Raw genomic sequence first — 20,102 nt, forward strand, 5'->3', positions numbered from 1 at the left:
TTTACGCCGGTGCTATTTTGTGACAACGGATTGAAATCCGTTGCTACAAAATCGGTCGACGCCACGCGTCTGCTTTACTCCTTAAGTCGACGGCTATGCCTCTTGGGAGGGGCGCGCCGGGATTGCAGTAGCAGGGGTGGGTTCGCCGACATGCTGAAAACACACTGCTGCACCCCTCTCAAGAGGGGAATTGCACAAGGCCATCGCTTTTAAGTACAGCATATTTCAAATATCTAATGTTCAAAAAACTATTATTAACCGCCTTTATCCTGTTGCTGGGCTTCCATATAAAAGCCCAGGAACTGAAGACGGATATTTCCGTACACGACCCGGTGATTATAAAGCAGGATAGCGTTTATTATATTTTTTGCACGGGGATGGGGATCGGTAATTGGTCGGGTACCGACAAGGTGCATTGGAAACGCGAAAAGCAAATATTTGCAAAGGCGCCGCAATGGGTGCTTGATTTTTTGCCGGCGTTTAACAACCACATCTGGGCACCTGATATTTCGTACTACAAGGGCACTTATTATCTGTTCTATTCGGTATCGGCCTTCGGCAAAAACACTTCGGCTATCGGATTGGCAACTAATACTACACTGCATCCCAACGCCCCCAATTATAAATGGGTAGACCACGGGCAGATCATCCGTTCTATCCCAAATCAAACCAACTGGAACGCCATCGACCCCAACTTAATAACTGATGATAAAGGCACGCCCTATCTCGCGTTCGGCTCTTTTTGGGACGGGCTGAAACTGGTTAAGCTGAATAACGACAGGATGAGTGTTGCGGAAGATCTTGCAACTATCCCCACCATCGCCAGCCGGAAAAAAGAACCCTCGGCAGAAAATCCCCCGTCGGTAGATGGTAACCCGGCGGATGCAGGGGGCAACGCGATAGAGGCGCCATTTATCTTTAAGCACGATAAATATTACTACCTGTTCGCATCCATAGATTATTGCTGCAAAGGGCCAAAGAGTACTTATAAAATGATCATCGGCCGCGCCAAAAGTATCAAAGGACCATATTTAAATAAAGACGGCATCGCCATGAACCGCAGCGGCGGCAGTATTTTACTGGAAGGGGATAAGGACTGGTACGGTGTGGGCCATAATGGCGTTGGTACCTTTGATGGTGCCGATTACATTGTGTTCCACGGGTACGCTGCTGCCGACAAAGGGATCCCCAAGCTTCGCCTCGCCAAATTGAACTGGATTGATGGCTGGCCGGAAATTAATAAAGACGATCTAACAATCAATAAAAAATAATATGATTACCAAAAAGTACTTATTTGCTTTAGTCGCCTGCTGCCTGTTTGGGCTTGTTAAGGCGCAGGATACCGTTTTCCACGCTAACGGTAACCCCATCATCCGCCATAAATTCACCGCCGACCCGGCTGCAATGGTTTATAACGGCAAAGTGTACCTGTACACCGGGATAGACGAAGCGCCGGCCGGCAAAAACAATTATGTTATGCACCACTGGGCCAGCTTTACCACTACCGATATGAACACCTGGACGGAGCACCCATCGCCCCTGAATGTGAAAGATTTTAGCTGGGCGAAGGCCGATGCGTGGGCATCGCAGGTGATAGAACGCAATGGTAAATTTTACTGGTATGTTGCTGTTGAGCATGCCACCATACCCGGCAAGGCGATAGGGGTGGCGGTTGCTGATAATCCTTTAGGTCCGTTTAAGGATGCACGCGGCAGTGCGATCGTAACCAACGATATGACCAAAGCCGTAAAGCATTCCTGGGATGATATCGACCCCTCGGTAATTATTGATAAGGACGGGCAGGCCTACCTGTTTTGGGGTAACGGCATTTGCTATTACGCCAAACTAAAACCCAACATGACCGAACTGGACGGCCCTATCCAAACCATCACCTTACCGCATTTTACCGAGGCGCCATGGATCCATTACCGCAATGGCTGGTATTACCTGTCATACGCTTATGAGTTCCCCGAGAAAATAGCTTACGCCATGAGCAGGAGCGTTACCGGCCCCTGGGTGTACAAAGGTATTATTAACGAACTGGCGGGCAATTCCAACACCAACCACCAGGCCATTATTGATTTTAGAGGAAAATCGTACTTTATATATCATACAGGCGCATTAGCTGCGGATGCGGGGAGTTTTCACCGCTCGGTTTGTATAGATAGGCTGTATTACGATACGGATGGTACCATCAAACGCGTGGTGATGACCAGCGAAGGGGTGAAGAAGATCGGTAAATAGCAAAAACGGCCGCCGGTTTTATCGGTGGCCGTTTTTACTTGCTATGCATTTTTGTTATTCAAACTCTTCGTCCTCATCTTCTTCTTCGGGCACGTAGTTGGCAATGGCTTGCCCAATTTGGTTAGTTTCGGGGTCATTATCAAACATGGGCATCTCGGTTTCGGGGTTTAGCTTTAGCCAATGGTTTTCGGTGTCTTTTTCTATCTTGCCAAATTCCACCCCGGCTTTAAAAATGGTGTAAACGTTATCCTCCTCGGGGAACACGGAATAAACTATTCCATTCACTAATATGTCAAATGGGTCTTGCATGGGTATTTATGTTGTTGTAGCGGCAAAGCTATCAAAATAACCATTTGCCTGTAAACCGAATCCCCGGATTATATCTGCGAGTAAGCCGTTGGCACCAGTAGGGTTGATGTTATCTTGTTCACCAGCAGGGCGTCGGCATATTCGGGTACGGCGCTTATTTTTTTCCATTGGGCATCATCAACAAAGGCTTTCCAGTGCGCGTCTTTAGCGGCCAGGTCGTCAAAAGTTACCATATAAGTAAGGTTGGGCCGCAGCGGACCGATGATGGTTTCGCCCCAAAACACGGGCTTGAAGCCGAGGCGTTTAAATATGTCTATCTCGCCCTGGTCGTTAAACATTTCTATCTTCTTTTTGCCGGCGGCTTCGCTGGCGCTTTGGTACTGGCGCAGTTCAAATATCCTTGCGGTTTTAGGCGGAGCCACCAGTAGCGGGCTGTGCTTAAAAGCTTTCATCAGCGAGCTTTCTATCCGCTCATAAGCCGGTGCCGAAGCAGGTGCGTTAAGGTAGGCGGCGCCTTGTTTTTTCCATTCGGCATCCTTGCCGATGTTATCTGCAATATGGCTTAAATGGGCCAGTCCGTTGTAAGTGGTGAGCACAAATATTTTGGTTTGCCCTTCGGGTTTTAACTCGGTAAATACACCTACATGCCTTATGCCAATGCGGTTGAGGGCAGGGATTGCGGCATACTGAAAATAATCCTCTACCAGCTTTTGCTGGGTTTCATTCTTCAAAGTATAGGTACGCAGTTCATAGTAATCGGTGCTATGGGCAGGCGGATTATCGGTATCGGCAGCCATGGCTGCGGCAGGTATTATAGCAGCAGCGGCACCGCTTGCCAGGGCCGATTTCACAAAAGAACGTCTTTTCATAAAGGTGATGGTTTTTATAATTCACCCGCAATATAGGGCTTTTGGCTAAATAAATAGGGTGAAAAAGCACCGCCGATAGGGTGCTTCTACCCTGTTTTAGGCTAGGGCGTTTGCGTTACTTTACACCATGCAATTCGCTTTATACTATATGAGTTTATCAGATAACCGGCACATCTCTTTTTACAAGGGCGGCGAAACCTTACTGGTACCTGCCCAAAGCCAGGTAGAGCGCAACAAAGACAAAATAAAGGTGCGTTTCCAGTTTCAGGAAGGTAATGTTGCTACGGAAATAGATGAGGTGATAGCCGATAACGAGCAAGGCTATGTGCGCATGGTTACCTCCAAAGGCAAGGAGTTTAGCGCCGGCCCGCTTTTCGATCAATTGTACGTTTGGTACGATTATATTGTAAAGCGCTAAACTTTAGGCCTTAACACCTTGAGTATTCGAAATCCCTATAGTGTCCTGTCGCCCGCATATTTAACTCACCCCGAATGCACTCCGCTGTTCGACCCTCTCTGCTACGCAAAGAGGGTGAAGAAATAGAAAAAAACTCCCCTCTTTGCGTAGCAGAGAGGGGTTGGGGGTGAGTCAACTCGTGTTGCGGGCATTTGCACTACATTTCGAACACTCAAGCCTTAACACCCCACACCCTAAAGATGCGCGGCAGGCTGATAATGCTTTGTTCATCGGCAGTAAAAGCTGCCAGTTGGGATAAGATCTGCGCTACTTCATCTTCAGTGGCCAGCCCTTGGCTGATGACAGCCTTCTTTATCCTATCCATAGTTATATAGGCCATTTGCTTGCCTGCTCCGCTGCTGAAGGCGGGCTGTATCACATCGAAGCCTACGGCTGTTATCCCCGTCTGCTTAAGCATCCCGAATAGGGCTGGCCCGATCTCCGGGTTTTGCCCGCGTGTGGTGGCAAGTGCCGAGTACAGCTGCAGATACCTTTCAAAAGCCGCGTTGGCAGGGTAGCAAAAATGCCCGCTGAACTGTACATCCTCTACCACTATGCGCCCGCCGGGTTTGGCAGCCCTTACCATGTTTAACAGCACCTCCGCCGGCCGCTGCAGGTGCGAGAGGAGGAAACGCGCGTACACCACATCAAACTCGTTTTGGTTAGCAACATCATAGGCGCTGATGGCATGATACTTAAGGTTACCGATGCCCTGAGCGGCGGCGTCCTGCCGGTTGAGGGCGATAAGCGATTCATCAAAATCGAGGGCGGTAATATAGCCCTGCTTACCAACTATTTCGGCGGCCATGGTGGCTACGTTGCCTCCGCCACAGCCTACATCCAAAAATGCAGAGCCCTCTTTTAATCCATTGGCCAGCAATAAATTGCGGGTGCTGTTTTCCAGCACACTGGCCAGTACGTTCAGCCGGGATTTTCCCGCCTGCCCGCCGCTAATGATGTAATCGCCGGTTGTTGCCATAAGGTTGCATAATTGGTTTGCAGGGTAAAGATAAGGCTTTGCCGGAAGATGCGGAGCACAGCAAAATCGCCTGGAAAAATTGCATTTATTTCCATTTTCTGTCGCAAAAAGCGGTTGTTTGTGGCACTTTTGCCCCTTGCCTGGGAGGGTGTATTTTGGTATTATTGTAATAACCTTTTATCCTATACCACCATGAAAGTTGTACGCGTGCAATACACCACCCGGCCCGAATACGCGCCCATAAACCAGCAGAATATCGCCGCTGTTGTGGCCGAACTGAAAACCCTGAACCACCCCGGCATTAAGTACGGTGCCTGGCTGCTGCCCGATGGCAAAACCTTTATGCATTTCGACCAGCTGGAAAGCGAGGAGGCGCACCAGGAGTTGCAGCAACTCGCGTCCTTCAAAAAATTTGCCGACGAGCTTTGGGCCAGCGGGCTGGAGGTTGAGCCTAAGCTGGAGATATTGAGTTTAGTGGCCAGTACGGAAGCATATTATTAAATAAAAACTGTCAGTGGTCGAAGTTTCTGTTTCGACCACTAAGAGCGCTGGTGCGTAGAGGCGCAGATCAGAGTTTCCTGGAGACCTTACGGATGGCCGAATTGGCATCGGTTAGGTAAATTCCGTTATACACAATGGCAATACCGCTTGGCGCAGCTAATACAGCCTCATCTGCTGGGCCATCCTTGTATTCACCATGGTTATAGGGCACAATGGTTGTTTCTATCTTGCCCGAACTCAGGTGGCTTATTTTATATTCTATCACGCCATCATTTCTGAAATTAGTCGTGATCAGGAAGAAGTTTTCCTTCATCACCGGGTCGAAATTTTTGTCTTTTTTAGCCGGGGCAAAATCAATTATACTGGTTTGATTCCCAATTTTAGTGACCTTAAAAAACGTAGATACGGTGCCATCCGACGTAATCTTCCGGAGCGACTTGCCTGAAATATTCGATAAAGGGTCGGCATCTAACACATACACATTGTTATCTGCAGCGAAACGGATGTTAGTAATCCTTACAAAACGAGCGTTGCCGCCTTTGCCGTCGGCAGTTCCTTTAATGCCGGTTTTGCCTGCTAAAATAGTAGCCACACCGCTTTTTGTTACTTTTACGATACGATTGTTGCCTTCGTCGGCAATGTACAGTGTGCTATCGGGCCCAATGGCTACATCAGAGGGCTTGTTTAGCCCAATGCTTACAGGCACCGGTGTTTTATGGCCAAGCCTGTCTACCTTAACTATTTGGTTGGCATTATATACCGCTACATAAACCGATCCCTCTGCTCCGGCCTTTACACCAATCAGGTTACTCCCGGCCGGGAACGTTGTCAGATCCGACACCACGGCGGTAGTAGAGATTTTATAAACCTTGTTGGTGGCGGCCGACGTGGCGTAGAGGGTATTATCTGCCGACTTGCATAGCCTGAAAAGGTTATCAAGCGCAGGGTAGCCCTGAAAAAACGTGCTTACCTCGTACAGGCTGCTGGCAGAGGGTTCGCTTAAAGCACTTAATGAAATTGCACTTTTGTCGATTTTGTTGGGGGTAACCCTTTCGGCCTTTTGGCAGGCCTGCAACGTAATCAAACTAAAGGTAATGACCGCAATGGCTTTTAAGCCTGCCGGTGCCACCTGCCCAGTAATGGTTGGTTTTGTATTCATAATTACATTATTTAATAACTGGTTAGTTAAAAGTAGGGTATTGCTAAGTGGTTACCAGGCCCAAAGTGAGGTTGTTACCATAATGTGTAAACTGAGAAGATGTATGATAGAGCCTGAACCCCGGCCGGTAAGGTTGCCTTTTATGCGCTAATGGGTTTTGAAAAGGAGGGGCACTGGTGCTTCGGTTGGGTTCTGCCCCGCCCTGCCTGCCGGCAGGCAGGTGTTCGCTGCAAGCCGCTGATAGAAGCGGGCTTTCCGCTGCTATCGGGTTTAGCCGGGGCAGGGTTTTACCGGTAGAGTTGTTTTGTAAATCATCTTGTAACAAACCATCCCAACGATGGTCATATTGCTGAAAAACAGCAACATGGATACCAATAAAAAAACGGCAAGGATCGCCGGCCTCTTTTACCTCATTGTGGTGCTTAGCGGCCTATTTCATTTATTGTACGTGCCGGGCAAACTCATCAACTGGCAAAACCCGGCTATTACCCTGCAAAACATCATCGCTAACGAAACCATGTTCAGGCTGAGTTTACTGGCCGGCTGCATTTGCTACACCGCATTCCTGTTTTTGCCTCTTGTATTATATAAATTGCTATTGCCGGTTAACAAGACCCACGCCGTAGCAATGGCCGCCCTTGCGCTGCTGAGCGTGCCCATATCCTTTGTAAACCTCCTCAACAAATTTGCCGTGCTTACCCTCATCAGTAAACCGGAGTACGCAGCTGCGCCGCCGGACCTTGCCGCGCAGGTAATGCAGCAATTGCAATACTACAGCAACGGCAACCTGATAGCTTCGCTGTTTTGGGGATTATGGTTGCTGCCATTTGGGTGGCTGGTGTACCGGTCGGGGTTTTTGCCGAAAGCGCTTGGCGTGCTATTGATGGCGGGTTGTACGGGCTATGTCATGAATTTTGTAGGCGAGCTGGTGTTTCCCACCGGATATAAGCAAAGCGGCATCGACAGCTGGATCAGCATCCCCGGCGGGCTGGGCGAAATTGGCACCTGCCTGTGGCTGCTGGTTATGGGTGTAAAAGTTAATACAGCAACCGCTACCGTAACCAAATAAAAAAGGGATGGCAAATACTACTCAACTCCAAAATTTTAATATCAATATTAAGCTTAAACTCTCCGCTTTATGGGTAAGCGTAATGTTTTGCTATGTATATGGCGATTTTTTTTCGCTGTTTGTACCCGGCCGCATTCAAAAACTCATGAACGGTAACAGCGGCACCGGCCACACCACGCCGGCTATGCTACTGGTATACGCCATCCTGATGACCTTGCCGCCGCTCATGATATTTCTTTCTCTCATTCTTCGCCCCAAAGCGGGCAAGCTCGCCAACCTCATTACAGGCGCATTATTTACCGGGGTGATGATGCTGGTAGTAGCCACCTCCATCAGCAGGTGGATGCTGTTTTATACCTATTTAGGAATCGTGGAGATCATCATCACCTGCTTAATTATGGGATACGCCTGGAAATGGCCCAAAGAGGAAGGGAAGGGGTAGAGTTTAAGCCTTTAAAACGATGGAAATAACGTATAGCTTAAAACCCCAACAGCTATTTGCCCGGTACTTTATTAAATAAATGTTAGCGATAATAGGGTATATTTGAAACTTTTAAAAAAATGAAATCCTATAGGCTGATACACCAATTGTTGCACCTGGTTGAAAAACTGGAAAGCGAAACACCCGACAGGGAACTTACCTTGCAGGATTTCGCGGGCTTTTTGGTTAGTGAACATGCAGTCCAAACCGGCGCACCTGCCAATTCGGATATGCGCTTTGGCAGCGAAGAGCCTGTGGCGCAGGATATAGCATTCCAGCTGGATAATAACATTGGGCGGCTGGTGGTGTACATGAGCAGGTACGCTAAATTCTACATCAAAAAAGCACTGGAAGGCACCCCCCTGCAAACCGCCGAAGATTTTACCTGCCTGGCCATATTGCTTACCCATCCCAATCTTTCTAAAAAAGAACTTATAAGTTATAACCTGCAGGAGAAAACATCGGGCACCGAAGTGATCCGCCGCCTCATCAGCGCCGGGCTGGTGAATCAGGCCGACGACGAGAACGACAAGCGGGGCAAACGCATCTCTATCACCAATGAAGGAAGGGAGCTTTTATACCGCGTTTTTGTAGATATGAGTTACGTGGGCCGCATTGTTACCGGCGATCTATCTGAAGAGGAAAAGCTCACCCTAAACTACCTGCTGCAACGGCTGGAGAACTTTCATCACCATGTGTATGCCGGGAAGTTGGTACAAACCAAGGCTGATATTGCCGCAGTTGTTGAAGAACAGTCAAAAAAATAGTCCGAAATTATTTTTATTTTATATTTTTAGAACAATTTTGTACCTTTATAACAAAGGCACGATATGTTGGATCTGAAAATTGTTATCGACGGGAACTCGGGTTTTTGTTTCGGGGTAGTGTATGCCATAGAAATGGCAGAAGACCTGCTGGCCGAACAAGGCTACTTGTACTGCCTTGGCGATATTGTACACAATGATGAAGAGGTGCTGCGCCTGCAGGCCAAAGGGCTCCGTATTATCAATTACCAAGAATTTCTGAGCCTGCAAAACGAAACCGTGCTGATACGTGCCCACGGCGAACCGCCGTCTACTTACCAAACCGCGCTAAAGCAAAACATCCGCCTGATTGATGCCTCTTGCCCGGTGGTGCTGAAATTGCAGAACCGCATTAAACGCTCGTACGATAACGGCGATAACCTCTACATTTTCGGTAAAGAGGGACATGCCGAAGTTGTGGGGCTAAAAGGCCAGACTAACGGTGAGGCAGTTGTTTTTGGCAGCTACAATGAGCTGGATACCGTGATGCTGCCGCAGGATATTACCCTTTACAGCCAAACCACCAAAAGTACTACCGAGCTTTACGGAATACGGGAAAAACTACAGCAACGGGGCGTAAACGTAAACCTTAAGGATACCATTTGCCGGCAGGTATCTAACCGGGGCGACGAACTAACCGCCTTTGCCCGGCAGCAGGATATTATCCTGTTTGTATCCGGTTCCAAATCGTCTAACGGTAAAATGCTTTATCAGGTATGCAGGGAAGCTAACCCGCACTGCTACTTTGTATCGGGCACTAATGATATACAGGCAGGCTGGTTTAGTCCCGGCCAAAAGGTAGGCATCTGCGGGGCAACATCTACCCCCATGTGGCTGATGCAGCAGGTGCGCGATCGCCTTCAAATGCTATAAAACCTTCCCGTTTTACCCTCAAATAGCCATATTTGCAGCATCTATGAAAAAACTTTTACTCCTGCTTTTAGTACTGTTGCCTGCCATTGCTTTTGCCCAAACCGGTATCATCCGAGGGAAGGTGACCGCCGTATTGAATAACGATCCGCTCGCAGGCGTAAGCATTGCTATCACCGGGACCGATAAGGGTACCCTTACCGATTCGTTAGGTAATTATACCCTTGCGGGATTGCGCCCCGGTTATTATACGCTGCAATTTTCGTTAGTGGGTTACCGCCCTAAAACCCTTTTTGATATACAGGTTACTAATGCCAAAATAGCCGTTGCCGACTTAGGTATGGAGGACGACGCAAAAACCCTTAACGAGGTAAAGGTGGCCGCACCGCGCTTTTTTAAAACGCTGGAAAGCCCGGTATCGCTGCGTACTATTGGCTCTACCGAAATAAAGCGTAACCCCGGTGGTAACCGCGATATCAGTAAGGTGATCCAATCGTTGCCGGGTGTATCCTCGCCGGTAAGTTTCCGTAATGATATTATCATTCGCGGCGGCGCACCCAACGAGAACCGCTTTTATATCGACGGTATCGAGATCCCCAATATCAATCACTTTGCCACGCAGGGCTCTTCGGGCGGCCCGGTGGGGCTTATAAATGTCGATTTCATCAACGAGGTTGATTTTTATTCGGGCGCTTTCCCGGCAAACAGGGGCAATGCCCTCAGTTCGGTATTTGAATTTAAGCAAAAGGATGGACCGACAGATCGTACCAATGCCACGCTCACCCTTGGCTCCAGCGATTTCGCCGCTACACTTGCAGGCCCGCTCAGCAAAAAAACAACGTTCATATCCTCATACCGTTACTCATACCTGCAGGGTTTGTTCAAGCTCATTGGCTTGCCTTTTTTGCCTTCGTACCAGGATTTTCAGTTCAAGATAAAAACCAAGTTCAACACCAAAAACGAGTTAACCATATTGGGCCTCGGCGCGCTTGATCGTTTTAAATTGAACCTTGACGCCAAAAACACCGAGCTGAACCAGTATACGCTGGCCAATATTCCGGTTAATTCGCAAAATAACTATACCATCGGTGCTACCTACAAAAACTTCCGGTCTAATGGATACAGCCTGTTTGTTTTAAGCAGGGATTACCTGGATAACCGGGCCAAAAAGTTCCGGGATAATAACGAGGCCGGTACCAAAACACTCGATTATAATTCTAAAGAGATAGAGAACAAATTCAGGTTCGAGAATGTGAGCCGCGCCAATAATTACCGCATCAGCTTTGGTGCCGGTGCCGAAACCGCCCAATACACCACCAACACCTTTAACCTGCTGCCTTTCAACAGCAATATTTATACTTCCGAGATCAACTTTTTTAAGTACAGCCTTTTCGGGCAGCTGAGCCGGGCTTATTTGCAAGATAAGCTAAACCTTTCCGTTGGTATTCGCGCCGATGCCAACACCTATTCTGCGCAAATGAACAATCTTGCCAAAACGCTTTCGCCACGCTTTTCGGCCTCTTATAATATCAGCGAAAAACTGAGTATAAACTTCAACACCGGCATTTACTACCAGCTGCCTGCCTACACCGTTTTAGGCTACCGCGATAGCACGGGCGCGCTGGCCAACCGCGATGTGAAATACATATCTAACAAGCAGGTAGTTTTAGGGCTGGAATACAATACCCTCAAAAACACCCGTTTCACCATCGAAGGTTTTTATAAGCACTACAAAGATTATCCTGTTGAGCGCGTGCTGGGAGATAGCATCCCCCTGGCTAACCTTGGTGCCGATTTTGGCGTCGTGGGCAACCAGCAGGTGGTGGGCTACACCAAAGGCCGCAGTTATGGCGTAGAGTTTTTTGCACAGCAAAGGCTCCATAAAGGCTTTTACGGCATCTTCGCGCTTACGCTTTTCCGCAGCGAGTTTCAGGATAAGAAGGGACAGTATGTGCAATCGTCGTGGAATAACCGCTACATCCTGAGTATGACGGGCGGTAAAGTATTTAAACGCAACTGGGAAGTTGGCGCCAAGCTGCGCTTAACCGGCGGCGGGCCGTATACGCCATACAATATAGGCGCATCTACCCTAAAAAGCAATTATGCCATATTTCCGCAGGGCATACCCGATTGGCAGCAGTTGAACAGCCGCCAGCTGAACACTTTTTACCAGGTTGATATGCGGGTAGATAAAAAGTATCCCTTTAAAAAATTCACGCTGAACATATACCTGGATATTCAAAACCTTACCTACAACCAATACCAGCTGCAACCCTACCTGGTACCCGACCGCGATGCCGCCGGTAACCTGCAAGATGCCCCCGGCGATCCATCACGTTTCCGCTCTAAACTGCTGGATAATAAAGGCGGTAACGTGCTGCCTACCCTTGGGGTGATATTTGAGTTATAGGGGGGACGCTCTCCTTGTGCTCTACGGCCTGTGGTTGGTGGTATTTGCGAACTACTTGAAGGCACAGGCGTTACAACCCTAAACCCGATAGCAGCGTAAAGCCCGCTTCTACCAGCGGCTTGCAGCGTATACCTGCCTGCCGGCAGGCAGGGCGGGGCTACCGCAACCCAAACCCCACTGCCCCTGCTTTTCAAATCCTTCCCCTCACACCTAAACACATCAATTGTTTTTTCTAAATATGATTTATATTTAAAACATAGTTAATTATTGTTAGTTGTGGTTAATACATAAAACGAATTAATCACTCAACTAAAACAACAAATGGCACATTTAGAAGTAGAACCCAAAAAGTCGTCTCCATGGATCTGGATATTGCTGGCCCTTGTGGCACTGGCAGTATTGTTTTTCCTGTTTAAAGGTTGCGGAGGCTCAAAAGAAGTAGCAACAACCGATAGCACAAGTACCGGCAACGCGATAGCAGATACCGCCGCGAAAGCAGCAGCAGCAACCGCGCCCGACTGGAACGGCGTAGACTTTAACTCGCCCCGCAGTACCGACAGCGATATTGCCGATACCAGCATTTACGTAAGCGGTAACGATAAGTACACCATTTACAGCCTGGGAAGTAATATCCTGTTCGAAACGGATAAGAACACGCTTACAGGCAGCGCGGATGCCAAGCTAAAGACGATTGTAGAATCGCTTAACAAACGCTTTAAAGGCGGTACAGTTGGCGTGTATGGCAGTACAGATAGCAAAGGCGATGCCGACCATAACGCGCAATTAGGTGCCGACCGCGCCAACGCCGTGAAGGACTGGCTGACCAAAAACGGGCTGGATGCCGACAAAGTTTCGGTACAAAGCCTTGGCGAAACCGAACCGGTTGCCAGCAACAGTACTGCAGGCGGCAGGCAGCAAAATAGGAACGTGGCGATAGTTGCTTTCCCGGCTTCTAACTAATTAATTATTAAATATAAAATCAACGATCATGGCTTTTGAAGACGAAAATAGAACATACAATGGCGGGCTTAAGGCTTTAAGCGACAGTGATTACCAAATTGTAGACGGCGAACCAGATATCACCGGCTGGGACGTACTGGACCTAAGCGGCAATAAATTTGGCGAGGTTGACGACCTGCTGTTCGACCCGGAATCGCGCGCGGTGCGTTACCTGGTGGTAGAACTGAAGGCTAACGGCGATGATATTGTGGACGACCGCAACGTGCTTATCCCAATTGGTGTAGCAGAACTGCATACCGACGATGATGACGTGATAGTGCCCAACGTAAGCGCGCAGCAGCTTTACACCCTGCCCGTTTACGAACCTGGCGTGCTTACCCCGGAGAACGAGGTGGCCATCCGCAATATTTTCGACGGTGGCAGCGCTGTGCCTTATGAAGCAACTGGTTTTTACGAGCACGATCATTTTAACGAAGACCGTTTTTACGGCAGCGGAACCATCGCTACCGAGGAAACCGACCTTACCATCCCCGAAACCCCAGTAGATGAAGAGGCCCGCCAGGAAAAGGTGCGCCGCATCATTGCCAAAATTGAGGCTAAGGATGACAATGCGGGTACCAATACGGACCGCTCTGTATTCTAACTAAACTGATCTGAACTAAATAGGATGGGGCTGCCGCGAGGTGGTCCCATTTTTTTTGCTTGAAACTTTTTTTGCTGAACCCGTAGAAGCAAAAAAGGGTAGAATTACCCTGTCATCAACGGCTATTCCTGTAAGTTGTGCCGTAGAATTACCCTACATAAAAACTCTTTTAACCCTTATTTAAACTATTGCGCCAGGTTAAGGGTTGCGCGCTTGTTATTGTGGTTTTTAATTAACTAATTTTACTGATAATAAAGCTGTTAGCCAATTTAATTTATCTACACCTAACCTTCCTATTATGAAAAAATTTCTCGTTGTTGTTGTTATTTTCGGGATGCTGCTGGCCTGCAAATATTTCCAGAGCCATAATGCAAGCGGCCTTCCAAACGCTTTTTGCGACTCTACCGCGGCGGATAACCCATGCTCCATCATCCCTTACGATGTTAACGAAAGCTTTGGCCTCGGCTACGATAGCTTCCTCGATTCGCTGCACCAAACGCCTTTCGATATCTTCTCCTGGCAAACTTTTATCGCCCTCAACTGGCCCGCCAATGCCGCGGGTAACCCCATCGGTACTTCTATTACCGATTCTGTGAACGCACCCCGCGTGTGGGAACATTACCAGGACCCTGCCGAGGTTTTTGGCACCAGTATGCCCTTGCTCAACCTCCGCCTTGGCGAAACTAAAAAGAGCGGGCAGAAGTTTCTTTACCTCGATTCGAAGGCACCACATAATTTAGCACACGTAGCTTCCATCAACTCTAACGACATGGGCGGTTTCCAGGAAGCTGATGGCCACCCGCTGATCGACCGGAACCTCAACTTCGCCCTCTACGAAATAAAAATGAACCCGGTGGAAACCAAGTTCACGCTTGATAACCAGCTCACCACCACGCAGGGCATCTACAACGCGGGCATCAAAACCAACAACTCCATCGATCTGCCGCAGAGCAACCAAGCCACAAAAAATGTGGGGATGATAGAGATAAAAGCCTCCTGGCGCATTCTGCTGCCTGCCGCAGGCGACGATACCAGCCGCTACTATTGCCGCAAGGCCACCATTTTTATCGATAGCCTGCACACCCGCAACCACAAACCGCTCCTCATCACTAACGTAACCGTGGGTATGGTGGGGATGCACATTGTGCGCAAAACCGCGAAGGTGCACGTTAACCAGATTTGGACCACCTTCGAGCACATCGATAACACGCCCGATAATGCCCAGGAGGCACAGATGAATGGCAGGCAATGGTCGTTTTACAACCCGGATTGCCTTAACTGTACGCCAAACGCCCCGGCAGATACCATTAAAGGCGATAACCAGCAATACCTGTGGGAGCCCAACATGCCTTACGCCCGCGATTATGCTACAGGTTCGCCCGGTCAGCAAAGCAAGCGCGATTCGTTTGGTACGCAGGCCATGCGCGTTTACCCCGTTTACCGCTATACCGAACTGGTGAACCAGCAATGGCAAGCCAAGCTTAAAGGTACCGTTTGGGCCAATTACAAGCTCATAGGCACGCAGTGGGAGCAATCGGAGATCCACCCCGGGCCAACCGCGCCAAACTTTTTGGGCAACACCACGCTGGAAACCTTCCTCCAGGCCGATGCATCGTGCATCAGTTGCCACCGCGATGCCAGCATCCTGTACAATAACAAAAAAGACACCATAAAAACCGACTTCAGCTTTATTTTCCCCATCTACGCCAGGGTAAATACCAACGCCAGGCCGGCAAAGAAATAACTATTGATTGATTTAAGAGAGATGAGGCCGCCGGGAGGTGGCCTCATTTTTTTTTGAAAAGCAGGATAACAATGCAATACGTTTATATTCCGGCATTGCGTTACGAGTTGTATTATTTAATTATAAAGAACAAAATAATTTTATTTCTTAATATCAATTCTGATGTCTACCTTTCATCAATAAATTCAACTCGCCAGAAGTTTGAGTGTATAGCTTATTAAACCACTCTGTATATTTTAACCATGTCACAAATAACATATCAATTGCTGCAAAAAAAGAAAAAAACCATCCTCGAACTCTGGATGAAAAATCAACTGGCTGACGAAGGCTTACGCGAAGACCTGATCAGTAATGACGAACTGAGAAGCCAGTCGGAAGAGTTAGTAGATTCCCTGGTTGGCAACTTGTCGCTCGAGAGCTCCATAGATGTCGACTCCGACGCATGGAGCCCGGTTGTTGAAATTTTGGGCGGCATTGCCATTACCCGTGCAAGGCAGGGCTTTAGCCCGCGCGAAACCGGTAACTTCATCTTCTCGCTTAAAGAGGCCTTGCTGGAAGTGCTGCAGCAAGAATTTGCAGGCGACCTGCAAACCTTGTTTACCGAAAGCCTGAAGATAAATCGCATTATGGATGCCTTGAGCGTGGTTACTTTCGAAACTTTTATTAAGGGCCGCGAAGAAGTTATTTTACGCCAAACGGACGAGATTGCAGAGATATCTACCCCGGTTATCCGTGTTTGGAACGGCATATTGGCCTTGCCTATTATAGGCACTCTTGATAGCGCCCGCACCCAAATTGTGATGGAGAACCTGTTACAGGAAATTGTAGAAACTGGCTCGAGCATTGCTATACTGGATATCTCGGGCGTGCCTGCGGTAGACTCGCTTGTGGCGCAGCACCTTATAAAAACGGTTAGCGCTACAAGGCTGATGGGTGCCGAATGCATCATTAGCGGTATACGCCCCGAAATAGCGCAAACGGTTGTGCATCTGGGCATCGACCTATCCAACATCATTACCAAGGCAAGCCTGGCCAGTGCTTTGGCCCATGCCTTTAAAGTGATGCGTTTAGAAGTAAGAAAAGTAGGTACAGTTCAAAAATAATATACGATGGATAAAATTCCTATTCTCAGGATGGGATCCTACCTGTTGGTAACCATACAGGTAGATTTGTATGACCGCCTTGCCCTAAACCTGGAGGCCGACCTTGTGCAGATGGTGCAAAAAACAAGCGCCAAAGGCGTATTGATTGATATCTCGGCCGTATCGATAGTGGACTCGTTTATGGGCCGCATTATCGGCAATATTGCCGGCATGTGTAAAATATTAGATTCGGAAACGGTGGTTGTGGGCATGCAGCCTGCAGTAGCTATCACCTTGATAGAACTTGGCTTACCTTTAAAAGGCGTGCACACTGCTCTTGATGTAGAAAAAGGGATGGCCCTGCTAAAATCCATGATCGACGAAACCAATTACGACGACGATGATGATTATGAGGGTGCCGATGACCTTATCCTTGAGTAAAGATACCGTCCTGGTAGAAAAGGAGCAGGACGTGGTTTTTCTAAAAAACCGCGTTAAGGAGGTTGCCGTAAAAATAAAGATGGGCCTTGTTAATCAAACACGCCTGTTAACCGCCGCCAGCGAACTGGTACGTAATATGATGCGCTACGCTAACGGCGGTAAATGCCATATAGAGGTGGTATCCAGCGGGCGTGTTAATGGAGTGCGGCTTACCTTTATAGATAGAGGCCCGGGTATACCCGATATTGCTGCCGCCATGCGCGATGGCTTTAGCACGGGCAAAAGCCTGGGGCTGGGCCTGCCCGGAACAAAAAGGCTGGTAAATGAGTTTGATATAAAAAGTAAAGTTGGGGAGGGCACTACGGTGACGATATTAAAGTGGGCAAATGGTTGATGCAACGCATATAAGTTTTACAGCGAACGACAGGAGCTATTTTTCCCTGATAAAAAAAGAGATACACCGCGCAGCCACCGAGGCGGGCATGGGTGCCGCAAGGATAAATGAACTGGACCTGATAGTAGCTGAGATGACCTCGAACCTGTTTAAGTACAGCGACGATGGCGAGATACTGATGGGCACATTTGCCAATAACGGAGCACCGTACATTGAATTAATAAGCATAGATAACGGCCCGGGGATGATAAACCCGGCTAAAATGATGATTGACGGCGTATCTACCACAAATACTTTAGGGCACGGGCTGGGCAGTATGAAAAGGCTGTCGGATAATTTCGATCTCTACTCTCAGCCAGGCTGGGGAACCATTGTCATGAGCCGTGTTTACCATGAACCACAGCCTTATAAGCCCGAGCCGCCGGTTACCATGCGTGCCGTTGTAGTGGCCAAACCAGGCGAAACCAAGAGCGGCGACGGCTTTGTTTTTAAAAAGACAGACAAATATATAAAGATGATGCTGGCAGATGGTTTAGGGCACGGGCCCGAAGCTAACAAAGCCATAAACGAAGCGGCAGCAGCGTTTAAAGTTTTTCCGGATTACAGCCCTACCGAAACATTACGGTTTATGCATACGCAGATAAAAAAGACAAGAGGGGCGGTTATCAATGTTGTAGGGTATGATGTGGAAACCAAAACCTGGTGCAGCGCCGGCATAGGCAATATTGCAGCACGGATGTTTGGGCCGGTGAGTTTTCGTAACCATATGTCGTACAATGGTATTGTAGGGCACAATATCCCCAACACCATGAACGATCAGCAATACCCTGCCGATATCTATAACCAGGTAATGCTTTGTTCTGACGGGATAAAAACAAGGATAGACCTGGCCAAATATCCCCAGATAAATAAATATGATCTGACGGTGCTGGCAGCCGCAATCTATAAAGATCATGCCCGCCGAAGCGATGATATGTCGGTAGTGATAGCCAAAGTGAACTAAGATGATAAAAGTTGTAACTATTACGCTGGAAAACGAAATGGACCTTGTGCTGGCACACAAACGGTCGATGAAGGTTGCGGAAAAGCTCGGGCTTACCGTTGCTACGCAAACAACATTTGCCACAGCAGTATCAGAAATAGCCCGTACCGTTATTGAGCATACAGACGGTGGAATGCTGGAGATTGGGCTTTTACAAAATAAACAACGTTATTCCCTGGTATCGTTGGTTACCTTTGATAATGCCATCCGTTTCACCAATGCCGATTCGGGTTTTTATTATGCGCAGAAATTGGTGCCCGAATTTTCACTTATAGAAGATACCGGCACCAACACCATCGAAATGAAGATAGGCTTGCCGCGCTCGTTAAAGCTCGACCCATCTAAAATAACTGCGCTAAAAAAATCCTTTGAAGACGAAGCACCCCTAAATGCTTACGACGAGATAAAACAACGTAACCTTAGCCTTAACCGCCTGGCCGAAGAGCAGGAGGAAGAGCTGCGCCGCTCGAAGATTATTGATGAGAAAAAAACCGAGTTCATCTCCATCGCCAGTCACGAAATTAAAACACCTATAACTGTAATAAAGGCTTACACCCAGATCGCGAAAAAGCTGGAAGGCGAGTGCAGCGATAAGGTAAAAGATATCCTGAATAAGGTAGATACACAAACTACCAAGCTGCTATCGCTGGTGCAGCAATTGCTTGATGTATCAAAAATAGAGAACGGCAGTTTGCTTTACAATAAAGAACCGGTGGAGTTTAATGGCTTTGTAACCGAAATGGTGTCGATTTTACAGCATATATTGCCGCACCATGTTGTTATGGCCAACCTTTGTCAGGATGTAACGGTAATGATAGACCGCCTGCGGATGGAGCAGGTTTTTTCTAACCTTATTGGCAATGCAGCTAAGTATTCAAAAAAAAATACAGCGATTACTGTTACGTGTTCTGTCGCCCCCGACGGGCAGGCCCTGATAGCTATTGGTGACGAGGGCATAGGCATGTCTGCCAAAAGTATCGAATCCATCTTTAATAAATTCTACCGCGACAAAGACGTTATCCGTACGCATTCGGGGCTGGGTATGGGCCTCTACATCTCCTCTAAGATCATCGCCGACCATGGCGGCCGCATCTGGGTAGAAAGCAAGGAAGGCATAGGCTCAACCTTTTACTTTTCGCAACCGGCGGCGTAGAAGCATCTGCTTTGATGCTGTATACGTTTCGGGCGGTTACTTAAATAATTTCCGGTATAACTATATATAATCTACGCTCCTAACTGCCTTTTTATGGCATCAAGAAGCTGGTCCACATCGAATGGTTTTGCAATAAAATCATTTGGGGCACCGGGCAAATTAAGTGCTGTGGCAAGGTGGTGTGTGCCCGAGATGAGGATAACGGGCAAAAGCTGGGTAAGATGATTTTCTTTTATTTCTTTACAAATGGCGCGTCCGTCCATATCGGCAAGCATTACATCCATTAAAATAAGGTCGGGGGTAAAATCTTTTATGTGGTTAAATATGGCGTCGCCGCAGTTTAAGGTTTTCACCTCATACCCACTTTCGGTTAACAGATAGGAAACAACTTCTAAAATATCATCGTCATCATCTAAAACCAATATTTTTTTGCGCATAATCAGGGTGGAATAGTATCATTGCTATATAGCCAATTATAATGCCAGTATTTCC

General features: G+C 48.0%; 23 protein-coding genes. 17 read left to right on the forward strand and 6 right to left on the reverse strand.

Annotated elements, in window-relative coordinates:
- Window positions 1–236 precede the first annotated feature (236 nt).
- Together IDJ77_RS14810 and IDJ77_RS14815 are read left to right on the forward strand one after the other, a co-directional pair.
- Window positions 237–1,271 carry a family 43 glycosylhydrolase gene (locus tag IDJ77_RS14810; protein ID WP_191189750.1) on the forward strand — a complete coding sequence of 345 codons (1,035 nt, stop codon included), beginning with the start codon at window positions 237–239 and terminating at the stop codon, window positions 1,269–1,271.
- Window position 1,272: 1 nt separating this feature from the next.
- Complete coding sequence (locus IDJ77_RS14815; RefSeq protein ID WP_191189751.1) at window positions 1,273–2,244, forward strand: glycoside hydrolase family 43 protein; 972 nt, start codon at window positions 1,273–1,275, stop codon at window positions 2,242–2,244.
- A 54-nt stretch (window positions 2,245–2,298) separates the two neighbouring features.
- Here the strand turns inward: IDJ77_RS14815 and IDJ77_RS14820 are convergent, their stop codons facing one another.
- Both IDJ77_RS14820 and IDJ77_RS14825 read right to left on the reverse strand, forming a co-directional pair.
- The gene (locus IDJ77_RS14820) at window positions 2,299–2,553 is read right to left on the reverse strand and encodes a hypothetical protein (protein ID WP_191189752.1); all 255 of its coding nucleotides are present in this window, start codon (window positions 2,551–2,553) and stop codon (window positions 2,299–2,301) included.
- Window positions 2,554–2,621: 68 nt separating this feature from the next.
- Window positions 2,622–3,422 carry an NIPSNAP family protein gene (locus IDJ77_RS14825; protein ID WP_191189753.1) on the reverse strand — a complete coding sequence of 267 codons (801 nt, stop codon included), beginning with the start codon at window positions 3,420–3,422 and terminating at the stop codon, window positions 2,622–2,624.
- 127 nt (window positions 3,423–3,549) lie between these two features.
- Here IDJ77_RS14825 and IDJ77_RS14830 point away from each other — a divergent pair, with 127 nt between their 5' ends.
- Window positions 3,550–3,840 carry a hypothetical protein gene (locus tag IDJ77_RS14830; protein WP_191189754.1) on the forward strand — a complete coding sequence of 97 codons (291 nt, stop codon included), beginning with the start codon at window positions 3,550–3,552 and terminating at the stop codon, window positions 3,838–3,840.
- 211 nt (window positions 3,841–4,051) lie between these two features.
- Here the strand turns inward: IDJ77_RS14830 and IDJ77_RS14835 are convergent, their stop codons facing one another.
- Window positions 4,052–4,858, reverse strand: coding sequence for a methyltransferase domain-containing protein (locus IDJ77_RS14835; protein ID WP_191189755.1), 807 nt, complete (start codon window positions 4,856–4,858; stop codon window positions 4,052–4,054).
- A 192-nt stretch (window positions 4,859–5,050) separates the two neighbouring features.
- Here IDJ77_RS14835 and IDJ77_RS14840 point away from each other — a divergent pair, with 192 nt between their 5' ends.
- Window positions 5,051–5,359: a hypothetical protein gene (locus tag IDJ77_RS14840; protein ID WP_191189756.1), complete on the forward strand. Its 309-nt coding sequence runs from the start codon at window positions 5,051–5,053 to the stop codon at window positions 5,357–5,359.
- A gap of 67 nt (window positions 5,360–5,426) precedes the next feature.
- Here the strand turns inward: IDJ77_RS14840 and IDJ77_RS14845 are convergent, their stop codons facing one another.
- Both IDJ77_RS14845 and IDJ77_RS14850 read right to left on the reverse strand, forming a co-directional pair.
- On the reverse strand, window positions 5,427–6,518 hold the full coding sequence (locus IDJ77_RS14845) for an NHL repeat-containing protein (protein ID WP_191189757.1): 1,092 nt from the start codon (window positions 6,516–6,518) through the stop codon (window positions 5,427–5,429).
- 43 nt (window positions 6,519–6,561) lie between these two features.
- Window positions 6,562–6,843: a hypothetical protein gene (locus IDJ77_RS14850; protein WP_191189758.1), complete on the reverse strand. Its 282-nt coding sequence runs from the start codon at window positions 6,841–6,843 to the stop codon at window positions 6,562–6,564.
- A gap of 12 nt (window positions 6,844–6,855) precedes the next feature.
- Here IDJ77_RS14850 and IDJ77_RS14855 point away from each other — a divergent pair, with 12 nt between their 5' ends.
- The 13 genes from IDJ77_RS14855 to IDJ77_RS14915 all read left to right on the forward strand — a co-directional run bounded on the left by IDJ77_RS14855 (window position 6,856) and on the right by IDJ77_RS14915 (window position 19,610).
- Window positions 6,856–7,587 (forward strand): DUF4386 domain-containing protein, encoded by a 732-nt coding sequence (locus IDJ77_RS14855; protein WP_224751110.1) that lies wholly within the window; start codon window positions 6,856–6,858, stop codon window positions 7,585–7,587.
- Between the two features lie 7 nt (window positions 7,588–7,594).
- Window positions 7,595–8,029, forward strand: a complete 435-nt coding sequence (locus IDJ77_RS14860; protein WP_191189759.1) for a DUF6326 family protein — start codon at window positions 7,595–7,597, stop codon at window positions 8,027–8,029.
- A gap of 119 nt (window positions 8,030–8,148) precedes the next feature.
- Complete coding sequence (locus IDJ77_RS14865) at window positions 8,149–8,835, forward strand: MarR family winged helix-turn-helix transcriptional regulator (protein ID WP_191189760.1); 687 nt, start codon at window positions 8,149–8,151, stop codon at window positions 8,833–8,835.
- A gap of 63 nt (window positions 8,836–8,898) precedes the next feature.
- Window positions 8,899–9,744, forward strand: coding sequence for a 4-hydroxy-3-methylbut-2-enyl diphosphate reductase (locus tag IDJ77_RS14870; protein WP_191189761.1), 846 nt, complete (start codon window positions 8,899–8,901; stop codon window positions 9,742–9,744).
- 43 nt (window positions 9,745–9,787) lie between these two features.
- Window positions 9,788–12,151, forward strand: coding sequence for a TonB-dependent receptor (locus IDJ77_RS14875; RefSeq protein ID WP_191189762.1), 2,364 nt, complete (start codon window positions 9,788–9,790; stop codon window positions 12,149–12,151).
- A gap of 321 nt (window positions 12,152–12,472) precedes the next feature.
- Window positions 12,473–13,111 carry an OmpA family protein gene (locus IDJ77_RS14880; RefSeq protein ID WP_191189763.1) on the forward strand — a complete coding sequence of 213 codons (639 nt, stop codon included), beginning with the start codon at window positions 12,473–12,475 and terminating at the stop codon, window positions 13,109–13,111.
- A gap of 28 nt (window positions 13,112–13,139) precedes the next feature.
- Window positions 13,140–13,754 carry a PRC-barrel domain-containing protein gene (locus IDJ77_RS14885; protein ID WP_191189764.1) on the forward strand — a complete coding sequence of 205 codons (615 nt, stop codon included), beginning with the start codon at window positions 13,140–13,142 and terminating at the stop codon, window positions 13,752–13,754.
- Window positions 13,755–14,052: 298 nt separating this feature from the next.
- Window positions 14,053–15,498: a hypothetical protein gene (locus IDJ77_RS14890; protein WP_191189765.1), complete on the forward strand. Its 1,446-nt coding sequence runs from the start codon at window positions 14,053–14,055 to the stop codon at window positions 15,496–15,498.
- Window positions 15,499–15,740: 242 nt separating this feature from the next.
- Complete coding sequence (locus IDJ77_RS14895; protein WP_191189766.1) at window positions 15,741–16,601, forward strand: STAS domain-containing protein; 861 nt, start codon at window positions 15,741–15,743, stop codon at window positions 16,599–16,601.
- A gap of 6 nt (window positions 16,602–16,607) precedes the next feature.
- Window positions 16,608–17,021 (forward strand): STAS domain-containing protein, encoded by a 414-nt coding sequence (locus tag IDJ77_RS14900; RefSeq protein ID WP_191189767.1) that lies wholly within the window; start codon window positions 16,608–16,610, stop codon window positions 17,019–17,021.
- On the forward strand, window positions 16,981–17,415 hold the full coding sequence (locus tag IDJ77_RS14905; protein ID WP_224751111.1) for an anti-sigma regulatory factor: 435 nt from the start codon (window positions 16,981–16,983) through the stop codon (window positions 17,413–17,415). The genes IDJ77_RS14900 and IDJ77_RS14905 overlap by 41 nt, the downstream gene beginning before the upstream one ends.
- Entirely contained in the window at window positions 17,408–18,418 is a 1,011-nt protein-coding gene (locus IDJ77_RS14910; RefSeq protein ID WP_191189768.1) for an ATP-binding protein, read from the forward strand. Before IDJ77_RS14905 ends, IDJ77_RS14910 begins: the two co-directional genes overlap by 8 nt.
- Before the next feature lies 1 nt (window position 18,419).
- Entirely contained in the window at window positions 18,420–19,610 is a 1,191-nt protein-coding gene (locus IDJ77_RS14915) for a sensor histidine kinase (protein ID WP_191189769.1), read from the forward strand.
- 71 nt (window positions 19,611–19,681) lie between these two features.
- Here the strand turns inward: IDJ77_RS14915 and IDJ77_RS14920 are convergent, their stop codons facing one another.
- The gene (locus IDJ77_RS14920) at window positions 19,682–20,047 is read right to left on the reverse strand and encodes a response regulator (protein ID WP_191189770.1); all 366 of its coding nucleotides are present in this window, start codon (window positions 20,045–20,047) and stop codon (window positions 19,682–19,684) included.
- Between the last annotated feature and the right edge of the window lie 55 nt (window positions 20,048–20,102).

Source organism: Mucilaginibacter pankratovii, assembly GCF_014773265.1.
GTDB classification, from domain to species: domain Bacteria; phylum Bacteroidota; class Bacteroidia; order Sphingobacteriales; family Sphingobacteriaceae; genus Mucilaginibacter; species Mucilaginibacter pankratovii.

Bases quoted from the DNA above. Each gene is read 5' to 3' on its own strand.
- IDJ77_RS14870 (WP_191189761.1), top strand. From the start codon at position 8,899: ATGTTGGATCTGAAAATTGTTATCGACGGGAACTCGGGTTTTTGTTTC.
- IDJ77_RS14815 (WP_191189751.1), top strand. From the start codon at position 1,273: ATGATTACCAAAAAGTACTTATTTGCTTTAGTCGCCTGCTGCCTGTTT.
- IDJ77_RS14860 (WP_191189759.1), top strand. From the start codon at position 7,595: ATGGCAAATACTACTCAACTCCAAAATTTTAATATCAATATTAAGCTT.
- IDJ77_RS14820 (WP_191189752.1), bottom strand. From the start codon at position 2,553: ATGCAAGACCCATTTGACATATTAGTGAATGGAATAGTTTATTCCGTG.
- IDJ77_RS14835 (WP_191189755.1), bottom strand. From the start codon at position 4,858: ATGGCAACAACCGGCGATTACATCATTAGCGGCGGGCAGGCGGGAAAA.
- IDJ77_RS14900 (WP_191189767.1), top strand. From the start codon at position 16,608: ATGGATAAAATTCCTATTCTCAGGATGGGATCCTACCTGTTGGTAACC.
- IDJ77_RS14910 (WP_191189768.1), top strand. From the start codon at position 17,408: ATGGTTGATGCAACGCATATAAGTTTTACAGCGAACGACAGGAGCTAT.
- IDJ77_RS14855 (WP_224751110.1), top strand. From the start codon at position 6,856: ATGGTCATATTGCTGAAAAACAGCAACATGGATACCAATAAAAAAACG.
- IDJ77_RS14920 (WP_191189770.1), bottom strand. From the start codon at position 20,047: ATGCGCAAAAAAATATTGGTTTTAGATGATGACGATGATATTTTAGAA.
- IDJ77_RS14895 (WP_191189766.1), top strand. From the start codon at position 15,741: ATGTCACAAATAACATATCAATTGCTGCAAAAAAAGAAAAAAACCATC.
- IDJ77_RS14875 (WP_191189762.1), top strand. From the start codon at position 9,788: ATGAAAAAACTTTTACTCCTGCTTTTAGTACTGTTGCCTGCCATTGCT.
- IDJ77_RS14905 (WP_224751111.1), top strand. From the start codon at position 16,981: ATGATGATTATGAGGGTGCCGATGACCTTATCCTTGAGTAAAGATACC.
- IDJ77_RS14810 (WP_191189750.1), top strand. From the start codon at position 237: ATGTTCAAAAAACTATTATTAACCGCCTTTATCCTGTTGCTGGGCTTC.
- IDJ77_RS14845 (WP_191189757.1), bottom strand. From the start codon at position 6,518: ATGAATACAAAACCAACCATTACTGGGCAGGTGGCACCGGCAGGCTTA.
- IDJ77_RS14840 (WP_191189756.1), top strand. From the start codon at position 5,051: ATGAAAGTTGTACGCGTGCAATACACCACCCGGCCCGAATACGCGCCC.
- IDJ77_RS14890 (WP_191189765.1), top strand. From the start codon at position 14,053: ATGAAAAAATTTCTCGTTGTTGTTGTTATTTTCGGGATGCTGCTGGCC.
- IDJ77_RS14885 (WP_191189764.1), top strand. From the start codon at position 13,140: ATGGCTTTTGAAGACGAAAATAGAACATACAATGGCGGGCTTAAGGCT.
- IDJ77_RS14880 (WP_191189763.1), top strand. From the start codon at position 12,473: ATGGCACATTTAGAAGTAGAACCCAAAAAGTCGTCTCCATGGATCTGG.
- IDJ77_RS14830 (WP_191189754.1), top strand. From the start codon at position 3,550: ATGCAATTCGCTTTATACTATATGAGTTTATCAGATAACCGGCACATC.
- IDJ77_RS14825 (WP_191189753.1), bottom strand. From the start codon at position 3,422: ATGAAAAGACGTTCTTTTGTGAAATCGGCCCTGGCAAGCGGTGCCGCT.
- IDJ77_RS14915 (WP_191189769.1), top strand. From the start codon at position 18,420: ATGATAAAAGTTGTAACTATTACGCTGGAAAACGAAATGGACCTTGTG.
- IDJ77_RS14865 (WP_191189760.1), top strand. From the start codon at position 8,149: ATGAAATCCTATAGGCTGATACACCAATTGTTGCACCTGGTTGAAAAA.